Origin of the sequence: Chitinophaga sp. GbtcB8, assembly GCF_019091455.1 — a bacterium.
Lineage (GTDB): Bacteria > Bacteroidota > Bacteroidia > Chitinophagales > Chitinophagaceae > Chitinophaga.
In genome coordinates, this window is sequence record NZ_JAGXJN010000007.1 from 43,260 (window position 1) to 65,268 (window position 22,009).

15 protein-coding genes are annotated in these 22,009 nt (G+C 48.7%); 7 read left to right on the forward strand and 8 right to left on the reverse strand.

Annotated features, from left to right (window positions below; genetic code table 11):
• From KVT36_RS09345 to KVT36_RS09360, 4 genes are read left to right on the forward strand one after another with little or no spacing between them, the layout of a single operon-like run.
• Entirely contained in the window at positions 1-1,032 is a 1,032-nt protein-coding gene (locus KVT36_RS09345) for a PQQ-binding-like beta-propeller repeat protein (protein ID WP_217603231.1), read from the forward strand.
• A gap of 28 nt (positions 1,033-1,060) precedes the next feature.
• On the forward strand, positions 1,061-2,410 hold the full coding sequence (locus KVT36_RS09350; RefSeq protein WP_217603232.1) for a PKD domain-containing protein: 1,350 nt from the start codon (positions 1,061-1,063) through the stop codon (positions 2,408-2,410).
• Positions 2,403-4,127, forward strand: coding sequence for a hypothetical protein (locus KVT36_RS09355; RefSeq protein WP_217603233.1), 1,725 nt, complete (start codon positions 2,403-2,405; stop codon positions 4,125-4,127). The genes KVT36_RS09350 and KVT36_RS09355 overlap by 8 nt, the downstream gene beginning before the upstream one ends.
• 57 nt (positions 4,128-4,184) lie before the next feature.
• Complete coding sequence (locus KVT36_RS09360) at positions 4,185-4,691, forward strand: hypothetical protein (protein WP_217603234.1); 507 nt, start codon at positions 4,185-4,187, stop codon at positions 4,689-4,691.
• Between the two features lie 95 nt (positions 4,692-4,786).
• Here KVT36_RS09360 and rnhA read toward each other — a convergent pair whose 3' ends face one another.
• Both rnhA and KVT36_RS09370 read right to left on the reverse strand, forming a co-directional pair.
• Positions 4,787-5,245 (reverse strand): ribonuclease HI, encoded by a 459-nt coding sequence (gene rnhA, locus KVT36_RS09365; protein ID WP_217603235.1) that lies wholly within the window; start codon positions 5,243-5,245, stop codon positions 4,787-4,789.
• A 145-nt stretch (positions 5,246-5,390) separates the two neighbouring features.
• Positions 5,391-7,028, reverse strand: coding sequence for an acyl-CoA carboxylase subunit beta (locus tag KVT36_RS09370; RefSeq protein ID WP_217603236.1), 1,638 nt, complete (start codon positions 7,026-7,028; stop codon positions 5,391-5,393).
• A 135-nt stretch (positions 7,029-7,163) separates the two neighbouring features.
• On the opposite strand from KVT36_RS09370, the gene KVT36_RS09375 reads away from it, so the two are divergent.
• Complete coding sequence (locus KVT36_RS09375) at positions 7,164-7,634, forward strand: DinB family protein (RefSeq protein ID WP_217603237.1); 471 nt, start codon at positions 7,164-7,166, stop codon at positions 7,632-7,634.
• An 11-nt stretch (positions 7,635-7,645) separates the two neighbouring features.
• Here the strand turns inward: KVT36_RS09375 and KVT36_RS09380 are convergent, their stop codons facing one another.
• The 3 genes from KVT36_RS09380 to KVT36_RS09390 all read right to left on the reverse strand — a co-directional run bounded on the left by KVT36_RS09380 (position 7,646) and on the right by KVT36_RS09390 (position 10,401).
• On the reverse strand, positions 7,646-8,218 hold the full coding sequence (locus KVT36_RS09380) for a dihydrofolate reductase family protein (RefSeq protein ID WP_217603238.1): 573 nt from the start codon (positions 8,216-8,218) through the stop codon (positions 7,646-7,648).
• Between the two features lie 593 nt (positions 8,219-8,811).
• On the reverse strand, positions 8,812-9,750 hold the full coding sequence (locus tag KVT36_RS09385) for a helix-turn-helix domain-containing GNAT family N-acetyltransferase (RefSeq protein WP_217603239.1): 939 nt from the start codon (positions 9,748-9,750) through the stop codon (positions 8,812-8,814).
• A gap of 90 nt (positions 9,751-9,840) precedes the next feature.
• Complete coding sequence (locus KVT36_RS09390) at positions 9,841-10,401, reverse strand: sugar O-acetyltransferase (protein ID WP_217603240.1); 561 nt, start codon at positions 10,399-10,401, stop codon at positions 9,841-9,843.
• A 69-nt stretch (positions 10,402-10,470) separates the two neighbouring features.
• Between KVT36_RS09390 and KVT36_RS09395 the strand changes: the two genes are divergently transcribed.
• A complete protein-coding gene (locus tag KVT36_RS09395) occupies positions 10,471-10,725 on the forward strand; it encodes a hypothetical protein (RefSeq protein WP_217603241.1) in 255 nt (84 codons plus the stop codon).
• A gap of 58 nt (positions 10,726-10,783) precedes the next feature.
• Here KVT36_RS09395 and KVT36_RS09400 read toward each other — a convergent pair whose 3' ends face one another.
• Positions 10,784-15,157 carry a hypothetical protein gene (locus KVT36_RS09400; protein WP_217603242.1) on the reverse strand — a complete coding sequence of 1,458 codons (4,374 nt, stop codon included), beginning with the start codon at positions 15,155-15,157 and terminating at the stop codon, positions 10,784-10,786.
• Positions 15,158-15,203: 46 nt separating this feature from the next.
• Positions 15,204-20,795, reverse strand: coding sequence for a hypothetical protein (locus tag KVT36_RS09405; RefSeq protein WP_217603243.1), 5,592 nt, complete (start codon positions 20,793-20,795; stop codon positions 15,204-15,206).
• A 313-nt stretch (positions 20,796-21,108) separates the two neighbouring features.
• Here KVT36_RS09405 and KVT36_RS09410 point away from each other — a divergent pair, with 313 nt between their 5' ends.
• The gene (locus KVT36_RS09410) at positions 21,109-21,435 is read left to right on the forward strand and encodes a YegP family protein (RefSeq protein WP_217603244.1); all 327 of its coding nucleotides are present in this window, start codon (positions 21,109-21,111) and stop codon (positions 21,433-21,435) included.
• A 253-nt stretch (positions 21,436-21,688) separates the two neighbouring features.
• On the opposite strand, the gene KVT36_RS09415 is transcribed toward KVT36_RS09410, so the two are convergent.
• Positions 21,689-22,006 carry a nucleotidyltransferase domain-containing protein gene (locus tag KVT36_RS09415; RefSeq protein ID WP_217603245.1) on the reverse strand — a complete coding sequence of 106 codons (318 nt, stop codon included), beginning with the start codon at positions 22,004-22,006 and terminating at the stop codon, positions 21,689-21,691.
• Between the last annotated feature and the right edge of the window lie 3 nt (positions 22,007-22,009).

Genomic DNA, 22,009 nt, shown 5'->3' on the forward strand with positions numbered 1-22,009 from the left:
ATGATGCAATTAATCCGCCGGTTAAACCAGGTAACAGAACCGCTTATTACAGCAACAGGCATTGTTTATAAGAACAGCGATAATGCCATTGTGCGCATAGACAACAACCTTTCAGTAACTGAAAGTGCGCCAGATGCAGCACCTTTTGTGCTGGCAGCAATGGTGAACGGGGAAGTGATCACCCGCACAAAGGATAAGATCATTGCCTGGGATACTAACAGCAACGTCCGGAATGAATACCCGTTCAATTATACCGGCAGCCTGCAGATCAAGCTGCTGTATGATGATCACATGATCATCCGCAATAAAACAGCGGCCGGCTGGAAACTGAGCAAATATAATTTCCGGAGCTCCAACATAATCTGGGAAGCAGATGGTACCTATGCCCACCTTTTCAGCAGGAACGGCGATCAGCTGGTAACCACGCATACTGAGAAAAAGGATGTGCTTACCTGTTTCAGCGAAACAAACGGCAGCCTTCTGTGGGAAGTGAATATCAATGAGCTGGGCTTGCCTGCAGGCAGCTATGAGATCATTGCCCGCCCGCAGTTTGCAGGAGGCCGTATATACGTTGGTGTTACCGGCGGCCAATCGGACTATTTGCTTTGCCTGCATGCCGCCAACGGTCAGTTACACTGGCAGCTGAAAGGTGCAGGTATGAGATTCCAGGTAATGGAGCAGGCCATACTATGTTTTGTAAATACGGAAATATGGCAGATCAATGCCGGGGATGGCACACGCCTTCATAGTGCAGACCTGTCAGCCCATATTAAGTCAGCAGGTATTGATCCTTATGCCAACGTAATATTCAGGGATAACAAAATGTACCTGGCAGGGATCCTGGATACTATTATCAGCGAATGGAATATACAAACCGGCGAGCTGTTATGGCATTACCGGATCCACGATACCGATAAAACAGGCCGCAGGGGTGTTATGATCCCCGCAGCCGAAGATGTATTTTATGTATTTGATAACCGCATGTATGTGCTGGATTCAGAACAGACCTTACATGTATTTGAAAAGGGATAAACGTTTGTAAGTCCCTTCCTATACACCTATGATCCGAACTATACCCTATACCCTATTCCTCCTGGCCCTTCTTTTCAGCGCCTGCTATAAAGAAGTGGACCGGCCGTTGACCGCCGACTTTACTTTTGTGCTGGCAGACAGCTCGCACACCGTGCCTGCCACTGTGAACTTTTCTAACCGCAGCGTGGGCGCTACCGGTTTTAAATGGACCTTCGAAGGCGGGGAGCCCGGCACCTCTGACTATGAGAATCCAGGTAGCGTTACCTTTAAACAGGCCGGTAATTATAAGATCACGCTGGAAGCCTGGAATGATGATACCCGCCAGAGCAAAACCATTGATATACACCTGGACAGCGCCGTGCAGGTAGCTTTTGATGCAGAGATACAGGTGAATGATTTTTCGCCGGTGCAGGTAAAATTCACCAACCGCACAATAGGCGCCAGCACTTACCACTGGACCTTTGAAGATGGTACGCCCGCTACTGCGGATGCAGCAGCCCCTCCCCTGGTTACATTCACCACACCGGGCCCGCATAACATTACCCTGCAGGTAGGCAATGGCGGACAACAATTTTCCATCAGCAAGACCATTACTGTAAAACCAGCCCTGCATGCGGCTTTTGAGATAACGCCCTCTTTCCAGGACGATGACCTGGAAGCACCGCTAACGGCTATACTAAAAGGCGGCAGCAGCAGCTACCTGGTTCAAAAATGGCAGTCGTCCGGTGGCGGAGTGCTGGCCAGCGATACATCTTCCAATACCACCGTATATTTTAAAGACCCCGGTACCTATACCATTACTTTAACCAACGGCAACAATAAAGACAATCAAACCGTTACCAAAAATATTACCGTAAAACCCAATACTAAGCTGCGTACACTTACAGATGTGCAGCTGGGCATCAGCACCGCCCACACGGATGTTGGCTGCTTTTATTCCACACGGTTAAGAAAAGTGTTTAAAAAAGGGGACGATCTTTCTGCGGCAGGTAAAGAAATTGACATTGTTTTCTTTGGGCTGAACAGGAGCTTCACCTTTAACAAATTCATTACGCCGGATTCGGCCAGCAGTTATACATTCCCGGCCATACCCGGCGCCACGGCCACCCGGTTCATTAACAAACAGGAGCTGTGTAACTGTACTACGCCATTTACCGTTGCAGATTTTGACAATATGCTGAACGACGCGCCCCTGCAACCCCTGCAGGTACCGGCCAATGCTACAGGCACCATACAGTTCAACAGCGACCTGCTGCCCCGCATAATATTGTTCCAAACAGCAGACGGACGTAAAGGCGCCATTAAAATAAAGGATTACGTACTGGAAGGCAGCACCGCCTACATATTAGCGGACATTAAAATACAGAAGTATGAATAAGGGCCGCATCCTGTCCCTCTGTGTGGGATTGTTATTACCCATGTGCACATTTGCCCAGAGCTTTGACCTGGAACACATTGGTGATATGTTTGGTAAAGGCAAACCCATTAAAGTGAACGGCGGCCTGAATGCCAGCACAGTATTGAACAGCGGCGGCGGATACAGCCGGCAGCCCTTTACCTGGTTCCTGAACGGCAACCTGAATGCGAACCTGTTTGGCCAGCTTAACCTGCCCTTTTCCTTTAACCTTACCAATGCCGGCGCAGGTTATGCCTACCCCAACATGCCTAACCGTTTAAGCCTGCACCCTACCTATAAAGGAGTAACCGCGCATATAGGCGATGTATCTATGTCGTTCTCGCCCTATACTTTGAACGGGCACCAGTTTACCGGGGTAGGCATTGACGTTATGCCGGAAAGCGAGTGGAGCGTAAGTCTAATGTATGGCCGTTTATTACGCGCCGTGGATTATGACAGCACCAACCGCAGCGTGCTGCCCAGCTACAAACGTATGGGTTATGGCGCCAAGCTGGGGCTTATGAAGGAGAAATATGCGCTGGGCCTCAGCTTTATACGTGCAGAGGATAAGGTAGACCCGATGCAGTACCTGCCGGATACCTTACACATTTTTCCCAAAGCCAACCTGGCGGTAAGCTTAACGGCTATGATCCGCCCGCGGAAAGGTTTGGAGTTCACTGCGGAATATGCCAACAGCGCTATGAAGCTGGACAAACGTGATAATGCCGGCGTATCCAAAGCATCCGGCGGCAATATACTGGGAAGCATTTTTATGTATGACCAGCGCCGTACCTATTTCTTTAAAGCCATTAAGGCCGGTATGAACTACTCGTTCTACAAAAGCACCATTGGCATTGGTTATGAGCGTGTGGATCCCGGTTACCAGACCCTGGGCGCTTATTATATGAACAACGACCTGGAAAATATTACCGTTAACTTTTCACAGCCTTTCCTGAAAGATAAGGCCAATATATCCGCCAGCGTTGGCTACCAGCGGGATGATCTGAACCATACCAAGTCAGGCGCCACTTCGCGCATGGTAAGCTCCCTGAACGCCAATTATATGCCGAATGAAAAGTTCACCGCCAATTTCACCTACTCTAACTTCCAAACCTATACGCACATAAAACCGCAGTTTGAATATATTAACCAAACCGGCCCCTATGTGGATATGGATACCCTGAATTTTAAACAGATCTCCCAGAACGCAGGCCTGAACCTTAATTACAGCCTGCGGGTGAATAAAACGAAAAGCCATAACATTAACATGAACCTCAGTGTGCAGGATGCAGCCGACATTCAGAACGGGGTGTTATGGAAAGGTAATGGCTCCCGCTTTTATAATAGCAGCACCGCCTATACGCTGTTGCTGATACCTCAGCAGATCAGCTTTACCAGCGCATTTAACCTAAGTTATAATACTATTGGCCGCAGCGACTTCCTGACGCTGGGCCCTACCCTGGGCCTTAATGCCAAGCTATTTCATAAGAAGGTAACGGGCGGTTTCAGCACCTCCTATAATACCAGCACAAACGACGGGCAGCAACAGGGACAGGTGCTGAACCTGCGCATGAATGCGGCTTACCTGTTCATGAAAAAGCACAACTTTAACATGAATGCGGTACACCAAACCCGCTGGACGCCCAAAGGCAATAACAGCAATCTGACCGCTACACTGGGATATAATTATAATTTTTAAGGAAAAAACCCTTACTTTATATTATTAAAATTTTAACTATCAGAAAAACCTGCACCTATGAAAAAATTCCTCCCGGGCATAGCTGCCATAGCTATGCTGTTAATGGCATGTGGTAAGGATAGTAAAATGCCTACCTCCAATTACTTTAGCATTAATGGTCAAAGCTTTAGCATTACCTATGGGCTGTTACAGAATTACAGGACCGATATGGGCGAGCTGTGGCTGTCCAGCATTCCGCTCAATGATTCTGCTTCAGGGAAAGTAGACCTGATCTATTTTGAAATAGACACCCTTATCTCCGGCCGTACCTATACTTTTTACCCGGAAGATTCTACCGGTTTTGACCGTACGAAATACTTCTCGGAAGCCGGGTATGTGTACAACGGGGAGATCAAAAGAGGCGAGATAGATAAAAGCATCGGCACTGTGAACCTGGATATCAGGTCCGGCAAGCTAACAGTGAGCAAACAAGGCGATGAGTACCTGTTTGATTATAGCCTTCAGTTTGGGAATGAGCAGATGGTGAATGGGAATTACAGGGGGAAGATTACGGCAACGGAGTAATGATGCGGAACGCTGAATGCTAAAATGCAGCGTAAATATAGAAAAGGCCTGTACGTGTTAGCATGTACAGGCCTTTTTATTTAGCGTAACTTATTTTATGCGCCTTGTTCAAAACCTTCATCTATCAGCCAGGGGCCATTATCCGCGGCATAAGTGGCTAATTCATCGCAACGGTTATTATAAGGGTTGCTGGCATGGCCTTTTACCCATACCATTTTTACCTTCTGTTTTTTGAAGGCAGGGATGAAGCGCATCCACAGATCTTTGTTCTTTTTATCCTTGAAACCGGTCTTCACCCAGTTCCACAACCAGCCTTTTTCTATGCTGTTCACCAGGTATTGGCTATCTGTATATATAGTGATATCCTGTCCCTCTTTTTTCATCGCTTCCAGGGCCACAATAACGCCCATCAGCTCCATACGGTTATTGGTAGTATGTTTGTATCCTTGTGAAAGCTCCTTGCGTATTGTGCCCCACATCAATATGGCGCCATAACCGCCTTTTCCGGGATTGCCCCGGGCTGCGCCGTCTGTGTAGATGGTAATTTCCGACATAAGGCGCAATATTAATTAATAATTGAGAATGAATAATTAATAATTTAGGTAAGTACTCCGCTGAATCATTATCATAACGCTATGAGCTTCATAATTCCACGAACAATTTCCCTACGATTATTAATTCTTAATCATTCATTATTAATTACACCTGGAACACGCCTAACTTAAAAGCATCTTCGAGGGGCGCCTGGTTGGCTGCCGTGATGCCTTCAGAAATTACGCGGCGGGTATCTGCGGGATCAATGATCTCATCTACCCATAAACGGGCAGCAGCATAATAGGGTGTGGTTTGGCTGTTATATTTTTCTGTGATGGCGGACAGCAGCTTGTTCTCTTCTTCCGGCGTTATTTCCTGCCCTTTAGCTTTCAGGGAAGCCACCTGGATCTGCAGCAGGGTTTTGGCTGCCTGCTCCCCTCCCATTACAGCTATTTTTGCGCTGGGCCATGCATAAATAAAACGTGGGCCATAGGCCTTGCCGCACATGGCATAGTTACCGGCGCCGTAAGAGTTACCTACTATAATGGTGATCTTGGGTACAACGGAATTGGCTACTGCATTCACCAGCTTAGCGCCATCCTTAATAATACCGGCATGCTCACTACGGCTGCCTACCATAAAACCGGTTACATCCTGCAGGAACACCAAAGGAATTTTCTTCTGGTTACAGTTCATGATAAAACGGGCTGCCTTGTCGGCGCTATCATTATAGATCACGCCACCCATCTGCATTTCACCGCGTTTGTTTTTAATGATCTTACGCTGATTGGCAACAATACCCACGGCCCATCCATCAATGCGGGCATAACCGCATAAAATGCTTTTACCGTAATCCTGTTTATACTGTTCAAATTCAGAATTATCGGTGAGGTGGGCAATGAGGTCCAGCATTTCGTATGGCTTGGTGCTATCGGAAGGCAGCACGCTATATAAGGTGCTGATGTCCCTGGCCGGGGCTACGGGGGTAATACGGTCAAAGCCTGCATTGGCCGGAGCGCCCAGCTTACTCATGATCTTGCGGATATGATCCAGGCATTCTTGATCTGTTTTGAACTTATAGTCTGCAATACCGGAGATCTCCGTATGGGTTACTGCGCCGCCTAACGTTTCCGCATCAACGGTTTCGCCAATAGCGGCTTTTACCAGGTATGGGCCTGCCAGGAAAATAGAGCCGTTGCCTTCTACCATCAGCACTTCATCGCTCATAATAGGCAGGTATGCACCACCAGCTACACAGCTGCCCATTACAGCAGCTATCTGCGTAATGCCCATGGCGCTCATGCGGGCGTTGTTATAAAAAATGCGGCCAAAATGTTCTTTATCCGGGAAGATCTCGTCCTGCATGGGCAGGTATACACCGGCGCTATCCACTAAATAAATAATGGGCAGGCGGTTTTCCATAGCTATTTCCTGCAGGCGCAGGTTCTTTTTGCCGGTAAGCGGAAACCAGGCCCCTGCTTTTACCGTCATATCATTGGCTACGATCATGCACTGGCGGCCGCTTACATAACCTATACCTGCTACAGTGCCTGCGGCGGGGCAGCCTCCATGTTCCGTGTACATTCCATATGCTGCAAAAGCGCCGATCTCTGTAAATGGCGTGTCTTTATCTGCCAGGTAAGCAATACGCTCCCGTGGGGTTAGCTTACCTCTTTGTTTTACTTTTTCCAGGTTCTTTTTACCACCTCCCTGCTCAATCACTGCCAGGCGCTGCTTTAATGTGCTAACGGCCATGCGCATGGCATCTTCATTCCGGTTGATCTCCAACTGTTGTTGATCCATAGCTCTGTTTATTTTGCTAAATGTAACGAAGAATACAGACATGATGAAAAAAGGAAGGATGCCGGAATGATATTTGATGGATCAGCTGAAATAATTTAAATTTAAAAAGACGGTCACCTATAAACTGCATGTAACATGTCGCACCTGCAATTCCTGGCGCAATCGCTGCAAAACCTGTATGACGGTACTCCCTGGATAGATGTTATTTATGCGGAACACCTGAAGCGGGTAAATGCCCACCAGTCCGTACAGAGCTTTAACGGGTCCAATAACATCTGGCAGCTGGTAAATCACATTATTTACTGGAATCAGCGGGTACTCCGCTATATCCAGAATGAACAACCCGAACAGGACGGCGACCTGCCTGATTTTTACCTGCCGGAAAACCATGGGGAAGAAAACTGGCAAGCCACCCGGCACCGCCTGCAACATTCTGTAGAACAGCTGGTAGCGGCTATCCGCGCATTCCCGGAAGATAAGCTATATGAGAACTTCCCCGGCACCAACCAGCCTGCCGCTTATTATTTTCATGGCGTGATTGAGCATTCGGCTTATCATTTAGGGCAGATAGTTTTGTTGGAGAAGTATGCCGCTCCGCTTAATTAATAATTAACTGCCTAAAGGGGCACGGGCAGGTATTTATTGAGTATTTTACCATTCTTGTAAGTGGTTGAACTTTCTAATTCCAGAATTTTTCTCTCCTTAAAAATTGAAAGTCCGTCCCCGATTGCAACCGGGTTACTGAAAATATAATATTCATCAATAAGGTTCAGGCTGATCAGCGAGCTTGCAAAATTGGCGCCGCCATAAACCATAATATCCTTGCCCGGTTCTTTTTTCAGCGCCTGTATTGCAGTAGCCAGGACTCCGTTTTCCACTGCTAAGTTCCTGCCGGCGATGGCTGTTTGTGTGCGGCTGAAAGCAATCTTACGCATATTTACCATCCGTTGCGCCAAAGATTGGTCCGGGCTGTCAGGCTGGTTGTCAACTACATTTTCCCAGTGATCGATGAATTCCCGGGTCATCTTGCGTCCCAGCAAAATGATATCGCAACTGTCAGCCAGATCAATTACGTACTGCATAAGGGATTCATCCCTTTTGCCGGATATCCACATCCAGTCCAGCTGGCCATCCGGCCCGGCTACAAACCCGTCAAGGGTCATTTGTACCTGTAATTTTAATTTTCGCATGGAAATCGTTTTTAAAAGTAATAGTGTTTATTTCTATCACAAAGATCAGCAGACGGGCAATGATATTGCGGGTGTAATCGCGCCAAAACAGGAGGGTGATTCGTCATTGTAAAATCACCGCTGAGGAATTATATTGTGTTATACATTTTATATAACTTATTAAATAAAAGGCCATGATTTCAGTGAACCCTTATTTAGTTTACAGAGGAAATTGTGAAGAAGCGTTCAATTATTACAAAACAGTGTTTGGCGGGGAGAGCCTATACATAGGCCGCTACAAGGATGTACCGGAGGAAGCAAGGAAGTTTTTTTCCAAACGCACCCGACGAAAATGTGATGCATGCTACGCTGCAAATTGATGAAAGAACGGTTGTAGATACCTCCAAAGAGGCTATCCGGATATACAATGAACTATCGGCCGGCGGGAACAAAATAGTGCCTATTGCCCAAACCTTCTGGAGCCCTTGTTATGGGGTAGTTACTGATAAATTTGGGATCCATTGGAAAATTACATCTCATGGCTGAGAAATAGATTACCTTTTCATAAACCTGCATAACTTACTTTAATTGAAATAACTTCACTCCGATTATTATTATTCATTCTTCATTATTAATTCGTAGCGTACTTCGCTTAAACGGTGGCCCCACATCTCCTGCGGCACTTCTTCTGTTTTAATAAAGCCGTGTTGTGTATATAATTTGGCCGCTGTGGTTTGCTGATCAGTAGTGAGCAGGTATACCTTTTTGTACTGCTGCTCACGGCAAAAGGCCATGGCATCATCCACCAGCTTTTTACCCAAACCGATACCCCGCATATCCGGATGCACCAGCAGCCAGCGCAGCTGACCCAGCTCTTTGGAATGTCCTAAAATGGCCGCTGCGCCTACAATGCGGTTCTTATAAGTAGCCAGGAATACACGGTCTTTGGAAGGATGATAGTTTTGCAGGAAGTCGTAAAACGTTTTGCATACATAACCTTCAAACTCCAGGTTGTAGCCGGTTTCTTTGGCATATATTTCACCATGCAAATAAATAAGATATCCCACATCACCGGGTAATAATTCATGCCGGAAAACAAGATCCGATAAGCGGAGCGGCTGCGGTTCAGACAAAACCTGCTGAATAGTTTCCATGCTTTCTATTACGGCTTGTTGCTGACCGGCTGCAAGCGGCTGCAGCACATCGGCTATTTGCTGGTTAGAGCGTGCCTCCAGGGTTTGCAGCAGCTTTTTACCTTTAGCCGTGAGCTGTAAATACCAGGTACGCCCGTCTGTAGCAGACTGACGGCGGCTCATGATCTTATCTCTTTCAAAAACTTTTAAAATGCGGCTCAGGTAACCACCGTCTATTACCAGGCTTTCTGTCAGATGGCCGGCCGTACAGTTGTCTGTATTGCCTATTTCATATAATACCCGTACTTCTGATAAAGAGAAATTGCTGTCCAGGATGTGCTGGTCCAGCAGGCCGATCTGCCGGGTATAAAAACGGTTGAACTGCCGGATGGTTTTAACCTTTTCCATAATGGCTGACATAGATCACTTGAATTGGAAAGCTAATTTCCGGATAATATTTGACTTTGTCAAATAAATTATTTGACTGAGGCAAATATCTACAAGAGATCTTTATTCATTGCCAATGGCACGAATGATCCGCGCAGGATTTCCGCCAACAAGGGTATTTGAAGGAACATCCCGGGTAACTACAGCACCCGCAGCCACTATTGAGTTTTCGCCAACAGTTACGCCGCCAATGATCGTTGCGCCGGCTGCGATCCAGACATTTCTCTCAATCACGATGGGCTTTCCGATTGTAACAGCGCGCCGTTGTGCAGGATCAAGGGGATGGCCTGTTGTGATGATGTTTACATTCGGCCCGATCATCACATCGTCCCCGATATCGAGGCCGCCAAGGTCATAAAAAGTGCAGTTCTGGTTTATGAATACATTATGCCCGACGCGGATCTCGGCTCCGCCGGCAGTATAGAATGGTGGGATCAATGAAAAGTTGTCGTCTACCTTTCTGCCAATAAGTTCGCTGAACAAAGCCCGTATTTCATCAGCATCATCGTACGTTAAACGGTTAAGTTTGGCGGTGATTGCCATTGCCCGTTTAACGCTTGCTACCATGGCCGCCGATTCCGGCGTTCTTCTGTGAATTATCCTGGTGTGATCGTTATTCATCATTTGTTAAGATAGCAATTCTACCCTTTATTTGTAAAACCGGTTCACAACCTTTAACTTTAAAAGTAACTTATGCAAACACCGGAACTACCATACCAGCCCATTGATTGCAACTACTACGACCGCCTGGAAGCCTGGGCTACCCTGCGTACCGTTTGCTGCATCCTGTACCGGGATGAAAATGAGCAGCAAAAGGAAGTTTCAGCTATTATTGAAGATGTGTATACCGCGCTTAAGGTGGAGTATATGCGGCTGGATAACGGACTGGTAATAAGGCTGGATAAGCTGGTGGCAGTGAATGACATACCAGTGCCGGACCACTGTTAAGAGCATGCAATAAATGTGTGCCACACCTTTGAGGCGTGGCACACGCATAATTATATAATTAATCCGCACACGTAGGGCAGCACACAAACGGCACCTCCGTTAACGGCGATGTACGCAAGATCCTGTACTTACCCAGCGCATTTGTTAGCGCATACTGGCTTTGCAGCTGCCGGGATTCAATAGCGGCATATACCTGCGGGTTATTGGCCGTTAGCTTCTTGATCTCCGGCAGAGATAACCCAATATGCTCATACAGGCTGGTGATGTTGCCAAACACTTCTACCGTAAGCACACTTAATGGCGAATCTTCCGGCAGGCCCAGGCCTATGAGCAGCGCAGCTATTTCCTTATTTTCCCAGGTGATGGTGGCTGTTTTTACCTGGTCTTTAAAAATAGCGACCAGCGCGCCAGCAACCAGTGAAGCTGTGGTAAAGCTTTGTGCGGCCAGCGGCGTTACTTTCAACGGCGCATCCTGCAGCGCATCATAAGCCTTTAATAGCTTGCGGGAGGTATCCCGGTCGAGGTCAACTACTTTACCTGCTGCACGTTCCTGGATCACCTGGTCCAGCTTACGCTGAGTTACGGGATCTAAGCGCAGGGTATTCACTTCATTCAGCATGGTGAGGTTAGTAAGCAGCACACCTGCACGCGCAGGTTCATCGGTTTGCTCTACTGTCCAGCGGTTCAGCTCCTGGCGGCCGACGTTGTACAACAGGCCAAAATCGCGGTCAGGTATTTTCACTACCGGCGGCAGTGATAGCTGCATCAGCTTTTCATCCAGCAGAATATTGCGGTATGCCAGTCCATCGGCTTGTTTTACCTGTGCATATAATACAGCGTGCATTTGCGTACGGGGCGGGTCCGGGGTTACGTCTTTACCTTTCCACACTGCTTTTGCATAAGGCGCATTTACATACACACGATCCTTATCACGGTCTACATTGCACAGCAAAGTAGGCGCAGGGTGTTGTATACCCGTTACACGCAATGGGCGGCCAAAGCGGCCCTGGGCAGTGCTCCACAGGTTTTCCTTATCATCTTCCGCATTACTCCAATGCCCGTGTCCCATACGAAACTCGTATGTAAAGAAGCCGAACAGCTCAGCGCTTTCTGCATGCAGGCCCGGGGGCAGTGGCAACAGGTAGTGTACCTGGTCATTATCGCTGGCTTTTTCCATTGCCTGCATGGCGCTCAGGCCGGCCATATCATCTGTTTGGTTAGGCGTAATGCTGCGGGTATATTCCGGGTCAACGGGCAGCGGCGGATCTTCCGTTACGTCATTGGCAATACCTATGTTGTTGCTCAGCATCTGGTCCGGCGTATATTGCAGCAGGCGGCAGAATACCGTATCATGGGGGTCTGCAACCGGTTCTTCCAGCTCTACCCACAAATAACGCTGCCGCGGTTCTGTGGCGCTGTATTTTTCATTTTTACGGTAAGGTGAAAATGCTATACCCACACTGGCGATCTTTGGCACCTGTGCCGGTATCACGGTTGCCGGCAGGTCCAGCTGTTCCTGCACAAAGGTGGCAGGTGCGCCGTGGTTAGGTTTAAAGTTGGGCGTAATGGTATACGTTACCTGCAGCTCATCCGGGAAGCGCAGCTGCCCGTTGGATTGTTTAAGCGCGGTTTTAGGTTCAATAGCATCAATAAACACCAGCGTGGTGCTGTTGCGGTTCACAATCCCAAACTCATCCGGGATCAGGGATTCAAAGGAGGCGTAGTGTTTCATCTCTATATCGCCCAGCACATCCAGCACTTCAGCTTCTGCATCCGTATCATGCTTGAACTTCTTTTTACGGCTAATGGTAAACCCTGCATCCTGCATGGCATCCCAGCTCCAGTCGCGGTTAAGGCGGTACACCACGCAGCCTATCCAGTGGTTAGACAGATCCCCTTTAGATGAGAACGTAATGCTGCTATGATCCGGCGCCAGGTGGTGGCGGATCTTGTTATTACAGCCAAATACAACCCGCTCTCCTTTTTTGCCTACCAGCGTAAGATTGCGGGATACCACGCCCAGCTGCTGCGCCAGGCGCTGCACCATATCCGGCATACGGTCCACACTTTCACGGATAAAGAACAGGGAAGCAATGGTGCCATCATTCACATAAGGCGGATCAGGCTGCAGGTACACACCCTGTACCGGTGTTACATTGGCTTTGGGCAGCAGCAGATTTGCTTCTGTGCCGGATTCCTTGTAAAAACGGAACTGCGTGGTTTTGCCGTAACGGCTGTCCAGGTCGGGATTAGCATCATTAATAAAGCCATAATAAGTGCTGTCCCCTTCGCATACGCCACGTACGGTTACGCGTATACGCCTTGCTGTGGGTAAGGGAATATCCGTCATGGCATCAATGGCCGGCTTATTCAGCGTAGCGTCATTAAACGGATCATCCAGGTTACCCAGGTTCAGGGAAGTTATATCATGGAAAACAACAGGCAGTGTTAATTCATCGTCAAAGCCGGCGGGAAAAGCGCGCGTGGTGCGGTACAAGGTTACATAGTTCTCTTCACCGCTGTCGCTTAAAAGATTGTCCAGGCGAAGGGTTTCCACTTCTACCTTTATCTCTGCCTTTACTACATCCGGATCGGCAATGGCAGGGGTTTTACTTTCGCCCTGCGCTGCATTGGATTGTATAAGCAGCTGCACGGGGTCCTGCCCGGCGGCCTGGTATTTACCGGTAAATACTACTGCGGGATAGTTCAGCAGCGGGCGGCGTATGTGCAATACCGGGCTGGCATCAAAAGTATGTACCTTAGCTTCATCAACAGATTCATTGAAATAATCAACCTGTGTGCTGATCAGCTGCGCGGGTTTATCCATACGGCAAAGGCCGGGCGCTATGTATCTTTTAAAAAGGCGTTTAGCCGTTGGCGATGCTGCGTTGTTAAACAGCTCCTCTCCTATGGCCGGGCCGCCGCCGCTAATGTCCTGCATACGCACGCGGAACTCGTAGGTATTGCCGTATAAGAGTTTGGCGGCGGTAGCTACTTCATCAAACAAATTATCCGGCGGCACATTTTGCTGCGCTATTATCTCACCACCATCATCTTTTATTACGCCTTGCTCATTCTGGTAAATGAGCACTGCGTCATGATCTTTCAGCACCAGGCTTTTGCCTATCCAGTTAGTGAAATACATAGGCAGCCAGTAAGCACCGGCAGTATTGTTATCAGGCTGAGTAGGAAATACCTGGAAGGGCAGCTCCACTTCTTCATTGGCTGCATTGCCTACACCGGCGCCGCCTATACTATAGGATTGTTTGCTTCTCACCAGGTTCAGACTGTTCCAGGCATCCACGCCTTCCTGTTTCACATCTATCCGGTAACCGAAAACGCCTAAAGGCGCATCTACCCTTTTGCCCGGCTCCAGCGGGTTCTGGGCCAGCTGGCGGATGTACCAGATCAGGATCTGCTCATCGTCCCAGGCCAGGCGTATGCCTGCATCCTTTACCGGGTGTGCACCGTCCTGCTGTTCGCTTAGCAGGTTGCTGCTCACCGGTTGTGTTACATGCACGATCTTGGCAAAACCATCATTGTATTCATTCAGCTCTGCAAAAATTTTGTCCCACTCTCCTTTGGGCTCAGGGTCTACTGCATCAATAGTTTTGCGGTACAGCACCGGGAATAATAACGGCGCAAATACGGGCCGGGGCGTATCTACCTTCAGCTTGGGAATGCGGGCGGCATAGCGTTTTACAAAAGGACCGTCTGCATCTTCCAGCAATGCATTCTGAATGGGTACATAGTCGGCATTTACCAGGTCGGCATACAGGTAACAACCTTTTTCAAACAGCGCGGCATTATCTTCCACAGATACCTCTGTTTGATAGATCATGCCACAGGCTCTTGCCAGCAGGGGCTGGCGCAGGATGTGGGCAAACACCTGTCCCCAGCTCAGATCATCTTTAGTAGCCCAGCCAGGTTTCTTCTTGGTGTCTTTACGGATGGCGCAGTGGTAGCTGTCGTCCGTACGGGCATTGGGATGGCGGGGACTGGTGAAGTTGAATGATTCCCGGTAGCTTAGCGGCAGGTACTTACGCACGCTGGTTGATTCGGGGATCACTGCTTCTGCTTTATCGGTGGTATTGTCTACATTTATTTTTGCGCCCAGGTCAGCTGCAATAGCCTGCAGCAATGCTTTTTTATTGGCCGCTGCGGCGATGGCTACCGGTATTTTCACCGGCACACGGCCTGCTGCGGTGGCATTGCTCAAAGGCCACTCATCCAGCCCTTTCACCACGCCTATTTCGAACTGCGGTACCAGGTCGGCAAAGGGTGTGGCGTTATCATCCGGGGCTGGTAAGCCGGTGGCATATGGGGTGAACGGGTCCTGGTTGCGGGGGATCAATACAATGTTCAGGGTTAATTTTTTCCCGTCAAATCCCTGGGGAAACACCATTACTGTATATCTTCTCTTAGCTTCCATGTGTGCTGTTTTTGTAATGAATGATTAGGAGGTGATATGGCGGCGCTTATGCGATCTGCCGGTCTTCACCCCAGGTTTTTGAAAAGCTGATATCGATGATGAGGAAAATGCTGATGTCAAGCGCAAAGGTTACCTGTGCGGAGGTTTCTGTTTTATTGCCGGTCTTTTCTACAATGCCTTTGGCTTCTATGCTGATGGTTACACATACCAGGCCGCCCAGCAGATCTGCGTTTCCGCGGAACAGCATCATGGCGGTGATCACTACCTTATCCTTATCTGCATACATTTCAACACCTACCATAAAGGTTACGCTGGCATGGCCTACCACCGGCAGGCTTACTACTATTTGCACGCCAAAAGCAAAAGCCAGCGTAAGGTTGGGGCCTACTTTGGTATCGCAGGCTATCTTTACATCCACAGAGCCCTGGGCAAAAATAGAACCCACGCCTACGGACATACACATTACACTGAGGCCGCCATGGAATTTCAGGAAAGCGCCTGCTGTGGGCAACAGCTGCCCGGGATCAGTAGTAACCTTTAATGCGGCGTTGAAATACACACCCACACCTAAAGAGGCTTCCAGCTTCAAAGGTGTTTGCGCACTGTTATACAGGTCGTCTGTTGACGGAAAGCGCACCAGCGGAATATCTTTGGTGGCTTCAAATTTATATTCCCATATTTCACCGCTGTTGCTCATGGCAATCTTAAGCCCGCGTTTCATGGCTTCTGCATAATTGCCCTGGCTCAGCTGCGCAAGCACTTCCAGTATGTCTACTACCGGCTGCAGCGCATCACTGAACTCTATTTCCGGCACCGGCAGGCCTATGCCGCTATCCCCGCCTTCATAACCGCTTTCCTTGTTTTTGCTGGCATCAAAGTTTCCTTTGATGGTCATCAGCTTTTTCATATCGCCCAGGTCCACGATCATGGAGAGGTTGTTTAAACGGCTCTTCCATTGATTGCCCATATCGCTGGCAAAGGAATCTACATCAAAATTCAGCTTGCCATCGCCATAAGCGCTATCGGGCTGGGGATGTGTTTTTTTCTTGGTGGTGGCGTAATGAATGTAAATACGCAGGGCCTCCGTATCTACCAGCGGTATATCAAACGGTGGTACGTCAAAGTTCATGGCTTTATCCACCAGGCCGTCAATGCCTTTCTGCAACATGTTCATGCCCTGGTTCACTACGGATTCGCCTACTTTTTCCGCTTCTACCTTTAACAGCTCCAGCACCTGTGTACCCCCGTCTGATAACGCATTGGTAACAAAAGCTACGGCTGCATTACCGGCGCTGTCTATACCATTCAGCATAGGCATGGCCTTGCCGAAATTATCTATGGCATTGCCGATGTTGGGGAAAATGCCGTTGCCGGTCATCAGGCGGTAAGCATCTGCAAAAATGGGCGGTGTTTTACTTAACAGCATTTTTTGCAGCTTGCCATAAGATGGTGTAAGGAACAATGCTTTTTGCGTGGCCGTGCTTTGCAGGTAACCAAAGTTAATAGTGCTGCTGCCGGGTGCACGCAGTATTTCCAGCGGATGCGCTATGCGTAATAGCTGGCTGGTTACTACTGCAGGATCCACCACTACATCTTTTTTCCATTTACCGGTACGTATAAGCGGTACCGTGGTGCCGGTAGGCAGCGGCGTAACATCGCCTGTGCCGGCATTATGCGTTATCATGGCCCAGCTGCCATCTTTTGGCAGGAACACATTACCACGCGCGGCTACTACAAATACCTTGTTACCGCCGGCATCTACAGACGGGTTCACATCAAAGCGGTTCAGCCGCATCTGCTGATCGCTGTTGTTAATATCTACCACGCAATCCAGGTCGCCGCCAATGCTGTCGTTCTGCAAAGCCAGCAGGGCCCGCAGCTGGTCTACGGTCAGGGGTTTGCCGGCAGGCGCTACCTGCACATAACCCAATATTTTTTTAGATACCACGCGGTGCTCAATATGTCCCTGCACTACATTTTCTATTTCCACATCCGCATCAAAATATACGCCGCCGCATTTCACGGGTTCATGCAGGGCATTGCCGGTGGTATTGGTATAGATCTGGCCTTTGATACCGTTGAGGTAATCGGCGCCAATGGCTATATCATTGGTATCTGTGTATTCTGCTACAGAAGGCGCATCCTTGATGTTGCGCACATTGAACAGGCCTTTAATAATGCCGGGATGAAACTCATAAGGCTCATGCTCTGTTACAAAATCATTGGGGTTGGTGGTGTATGGGTCCACCCCTTTCTTTTTATAACGGTAAGAGAAATCAAACTTACCGTCGCTCTCTGCTTTCCAGCCGCTGTCTGTGCGGTACACATAACCGGTACCGGTGCGGAACAGCGTAATGGTGCGCACTACGCGGATGCCCCAGGGGTACAAAATGCTTCTTACCTGTATCACCTCATGCGCAGTACGGCCCAGCATCACATCAAAGCGCGCCTGGCTGGTTTGGGCCATGGCGGCGGAAGGGCTTAACCAGTTGCTGAACATGCTGGCGCCGTAACCGGTAATATCTATACGGCTTACAGGCACGCCCCTGGAATCTTTTACCAGGTTGGATAAGCTGAGCACACCCGTCAGAAATTCATTGTTGAATATTTCCGTTACACGGTGCCCCAGGTTACTGCCAATAGTAGGCTGGCCGACAACGTTTAACAGGTTATTCAGCTGCACTACATAACCGGGGAACATCGGCGAATCATTGCCCAGCTCCGGATCGGTTTTACCAAAGGTGCCTGCTGTCATGCGCAGCTGTATGCCGCCCTGCAGCTTGTAGGTGCCATCTGCCTGCTTGCGGAATACGGGCCGTATATTGGCCATATCCGGCTTTTTCGGCTCTATAAAGTGTTTGGATACATAGTTGATCGCTTTTAAACCAAATGGCAGCGTAAAGGCGGATACCGTGAAATTCTGCGGGTTATTCTTAAACTCATCCAGCAAAGAATTTACTACCGGTATAGGCGCCAGGGCCACGGGTTTGGGATTGTTGTTCCAGATGCGGGTAGGACCGCCATCATCCGGGAAGTACATAAACCCTGCTTCGGGATCCATGGGCAGCTTGGGCGAGGTATTGTCCAGCGGGTTATCCCGGTCCGGCGGTGTAAGGTTAATAACCGGCTCCCAGGCAAATTGCGGCAGTGTAAAGGAACGCACCAGCACACCGGGTGTTTTTACCTGCATACCTTCCACAATGAATGGGAAACCGGTATTGGTGGCCACTACCGCGGCTTCATTCACAGCAGCGCCACCGGCAATGCCTGGTGTGCCCGGCACCACGGTACCTGTTCTTACAATGATCATTTGCCCGCTAACGCTGATGCCTAACTGATTGGCGTTGCTGCTCACATCCAGCAGGGCAAAGGGCTCTGCATTCAGGCGGTTGCCTACAATGGCATTGTCCCACAGGTTGCCGTAGGTATATCCCTTGTTGGCTTCTGCGATCTGCCCCTGTAAGGCTTGTCCGTCCAGTGTGGTATCTAATGCAGGTTGCTGCTGGTCTGGTATGGTAGCTGTAAAGTCCGGGCGCAGGGTTAGCTTTTCCAGGAAAGCATTATTTTCTGCGCTTGTTTTTTCTAAAGAGGCGGCATTAATTTTTACGGCAGTGCTTACGGCGCCAAAGGACTTCAATGCCCGCGGCGTAACAGTTAGTTTGGCATTACGCGTTAGCGCGGCGCTGCGTGTAAGTATATTGTTGCTCACAGCCGGCGCGGGCGTTGGTGTGGGCACTGTTGCCGGGGTACCGGGCAGGTTGGCAATATCGCCAGGGGGCAATGCGCCAAAGTGGAAACCGGTATTCACATCATCTGTTTCCTGGTCAATGGGACTGTATCTCACGGCGCATAACAGCATGCTGATGGGCGTGGCTGCCAGGTTGCTGCGGGTGCCTCCCTCCCGGCCAAATAAACGCTCCCAGGTGCGCAGGTTGCCCACGTAAGGATCGGGTAAGGTAGGTAGGTAACGGTATAGCACAAACGCCAAAAAAAAGTTGGCACGGGTTACCTGCTGCCAGGTTTCATTACATTCACCGAATAACAAACATGCATTCACCGGGGATACAGTGAACACAGCATTTTCCAGCGCAATGGCCACCGGTTTTATAACCGGCGCTGCGGTTGCGGTGGTAATGGTATTATCGGCAATAATGTTATCATCATACAAATAAATTAAACGGCGGGTATCGCTGGCGCCCAGCATCAGCAGCGATGAGCGGGAACGGATATCAAACACTTCCCCGTTCACCTTTACCGGCCGGTCTGTTTTAAAATCACTGTTACATACCGTGCTCACAAACTCCTGCGCCTGCGGGCTGTTACTGCTGTAAAAGAAAGGGGAATTAGCGGTGAATGTGAGGTCTACGGAAGAACGGCGCGGGTGCTGTGCATCTTTCCAGAGATCCAGGTGCTGCGATGCCCCGGTAATATCGGATAAGAGGTCAATGATCACAATTGCGCCCGGCGTGCCTGCTATAACGGGCTGGGTCAAACGAACATCTTCTTCCTGCAGGTTGGTCCATACGGCACGCAGGCCTGCATCACATTGTAATAACAGGCCGCCGTTGCCTTCTGCTTCCAGCGGGTTATTTACATCCAGTACTGCTGCCGCCAGGCTCCAGTAACTATTTAAGACAGGCGCTGTACCGGAAAAAGTAACAAAGGGGCTTTTGCTTGATTTAATGGAAAGCTCTGCTACACTGGATTTCCAGGGTACCAGTATTTGATGAAAGGTATCATTATAAATGAGGGCCGGGTTAGGTACGGGCTGGTAATCAAATTTAAGGGAGCTGCCATACAGCTCGCATACGGCGCTGCCGATGGTCATGGTGGAAATACGTTTTGTATTGCCGTTCCAGGTAAAGTTCCAGGTATCCGGCAGCTGGTATTTAGCTGCACGCGCATCACTGCCGTAAGCGGATGTACCTGCTGCACCATCATCTGCATCCTGTACCAGCTGCAGGGCAAAGTCCATGCTGGTGCTGGGGTTCAGGGTGATCTTACCATTCTGCATGGTGGGCGCCAGGCTTAGTTTCAGCGTACCGCCTTTTACTTTTACCCCCACAAACCTATCCACCGGTGCGGTGGCGGAAAGCAGCCGTGCATTGATCCACATGCTGCCGGCTACAATGGTATAGTTGCTGGCAGCAGTACCAATAGGCACTACACGGCCTACGGATGCGGAGAACAATAATACCGGCTGTGTGCCCATGTATAATGTAATAAGCTTTACTACGCGGTACACATCGATCCATATTTCCCTGCCTTCATTATTGAGGAAAGGGCCCATGGTATCAACTGCTTTTGCGCCTGCGGCCCATTCCGGCACACTGCCCGACAGTTGGGCGCTGCGTACCGGTACGGTGCGCACATACACACGTAAACCATCATCTGTTTGTTGTTGGGATGCCTGTTTTGCAATAGCTGCAATGTTATCAAGACTGGCAGCGCTGATCTTTTCCCGGGCATAAAGATCTGAGTTGGCAAAGAGCTGCTCACTACCGGTATCGTCGCTATGCGCCAGGGATGCGGCTATGCGCTGGCGGGCCTGTTGCAATGCTTTTTCCTGCTCCGGTGTTGCAGCCTGCAAATGGCCGGTAATGCCTTCCAGCAACGACGTTAATTGGGGTTCCGTCATGGTGTCCTTGATTAAATAAAATGAGAATTTGGGGTATTCAGTGTTGGCCTGTCTATTGGGGTAGCAATTCCGAACGTGATTTAAAACTACAAATATTCTATAGAAAACAAAAAAAATAAATGCAAATTGAGAAATACTTTTACTGGCATTATAAAATTGCTGAAGACTCTTATACAATAGGATGCATACACATAACGGGATCCGGCATGCCGGAGATCTGTTACACCCAAGACGGATCCTCAGTGGCAAATAGTCAAATCCACGAACTTTCCCGGAAAAATGTTATATTCAGCAACATTCAAATCTAAATTCCATGTGTAAATTTATTATCAGAACTGGTAAGCATCATCAGTTCTTCTTTGATCTTAAAGCAGAAACCGGAGACGTTATCCTTTCCAGCGAAGCATTCCATACCAAGGCTGCCTGCAATACAGGCATAGAAGCGTTAAAGGCAGTAGCAAGTGATGACAACAAATTTGAGCGAATGAAGTCCGCAGACGACCATTTCTATTTCGTTATAAAAGCCGCGAATGGGAAAGCAATTGCGAAGAGTGTATTATTCGCTAATCCGGCAGACAGGAATGCTGCGATTAAGAGTATTGAGACTGAGGCGCATGATGCGGTTACGGTAGAACAGTAAAGCAAATCACTTACATTATGATGACCGCAAAAAAAAGCCCCCGCACTCTTGTGAAGAACGGGGACGAATGTGTACAACTAAAATAAAATGAAAAAAAATGCAATAAAATTAAAAATGCTTGTCTTGTTTGTTTGTCAAAAGCTGAGGACTTCAGGGATTTGAACCCTTTGAAATAAGAACCTTTGGGGGGTATTTATCACAGCAACCATGCTGTCCTTTTGTAGTAATTCAAAGATACTGCATTTATTATTACTCACAACTTTTTTTCGTACAAAACTTTTCCTGATCTTAAAATAACTGCAATGAATGAATGCGGTGTGCGCAGCTCATTTGCAACCTCTTCCGGTGTATAGAATAAACAGTCCACTCTTGTTACAGAAGAATAGAACGTGCGCCGGATATCCAGTCCCCGCAAGTGTTTTGGCAGGTCGCTATGTTTTATTACAAGTATGTCTATATCACTCTTACTGGTTTGCACGCCTTTGGCGTATGATCCGAATAAGTAGATCTTATCCGGATCATAACGCTGTATCAGGCGGTTGGTTATGGTGTCTATAAAGCTATCGATCATACG

Excerpts from the sequence above, each read along its gene's own strand:
- KVT36_RS09345 (WP_217603231.1), top strand. The coding sequence starts at position 1 with ATGATGCAATTAATCCGCCGGTTAAACCAGGTAACAGAACCGCTTATT.
- KVT36_RS09350 (WP_217603232.1), top strand. The coding sequence starts at position 1,061 with ATGATCCGAACTATACCCTATACCCTATTCCTCCTGGCCCTTCTTTTC.
- KVT36_RS09355 (WP_217603233.1), top strand. The coding sequence starts at position 2,403 with ATGAATAAGGGCCGCATCCTGTCCCTCTGTGTGGGATTGTTATTACCC.
- KVT36_RS09360 (WP_217603234.1), top strand. The coding sequence starts at position 4,185 with ATGAAAAAATTCCTCCCGGGCATAGCTGCCATAGCTATGCTGTTAATG.
- rnhA (WP_217603235.1), bottom strand. The coding sequence starts at position 5,245 with ATGTCGGAAATTACCATCTACACAGACGGCGCAGCCCGGGGCAATCCC.
- KVT36_RS09370 (WP_217603236.1), bottom strand. The coding sequence starts at position 7,028 with ATGGATCAACAACAGTTGGAGATCAACCGGAATGAAGATGCCATGCGC.
- KVT36_RS09375 (WP_217603237.1), top strand. The coding sequence starts at position 7,164 with ATGTCGCACCTGCAATTCCTGGCGCAATCGCTGCAAAACCTGTATGAC.
- KVT36_RS09380 (WP_217603238.1), bottom strand. The coding sequence starts at position 8,218 with ATGCGAAAATTAAAATTACAGGTACAAATGACCCTTGACGGGTTTGTA.
- KVT36_RS09385 (WP_217603239.1), bottom strand. The coding sequence starts at position 9,750 with ATGTCAGCCATTATGGAAAAGGTTAAAACCATCCGGCAGTTCAACCGT.
- KVT36_RS09390 (WP_217603240.1), bottom strand. The coding sequence starts at position 10,401 with ATGATGAATAACGATCACACCAGGATAATTCACAGAAGAACGCCGGAA.
- KVT36_RS09395 (WP_217603241.1), top strand. The coding sequence starts at position 10,471 with ATGCAAACACCGGAACTACCATACCAGCCCATTGATTGCAACTACTAC.
- KVT36_RS09400 (WP_217603242.1), bottom strand. The coding sequence starts at position 15,157 with ATGGAAGCTAAGAGAAGATATACAGTAATGGTGTTTCCCCAGGGATTT.
- KVT36_RS09405 (WP_217603243.1), bottom strand. The coding sequence starts at position 20,795 with ATGACGGAACCCCAATTAACGTCGTTGCTGGAAGGCATTACCGGCCAT.
- KVT36_RS09410 (WP_217603244.1), top strand. The coding sequence starts at position 21,109 with ATGTGTAAATTTATTATCAGAACTGGTAAGCATCATCAGTTCTTCTTT.
- KVT36_RS09415 (WP_217603245.1), bottom strand. The coding sequence starts at position 22,006 with ATGATCGATAGCTTTATAGACACCATAACCAACCGCCTGATACAGCGT.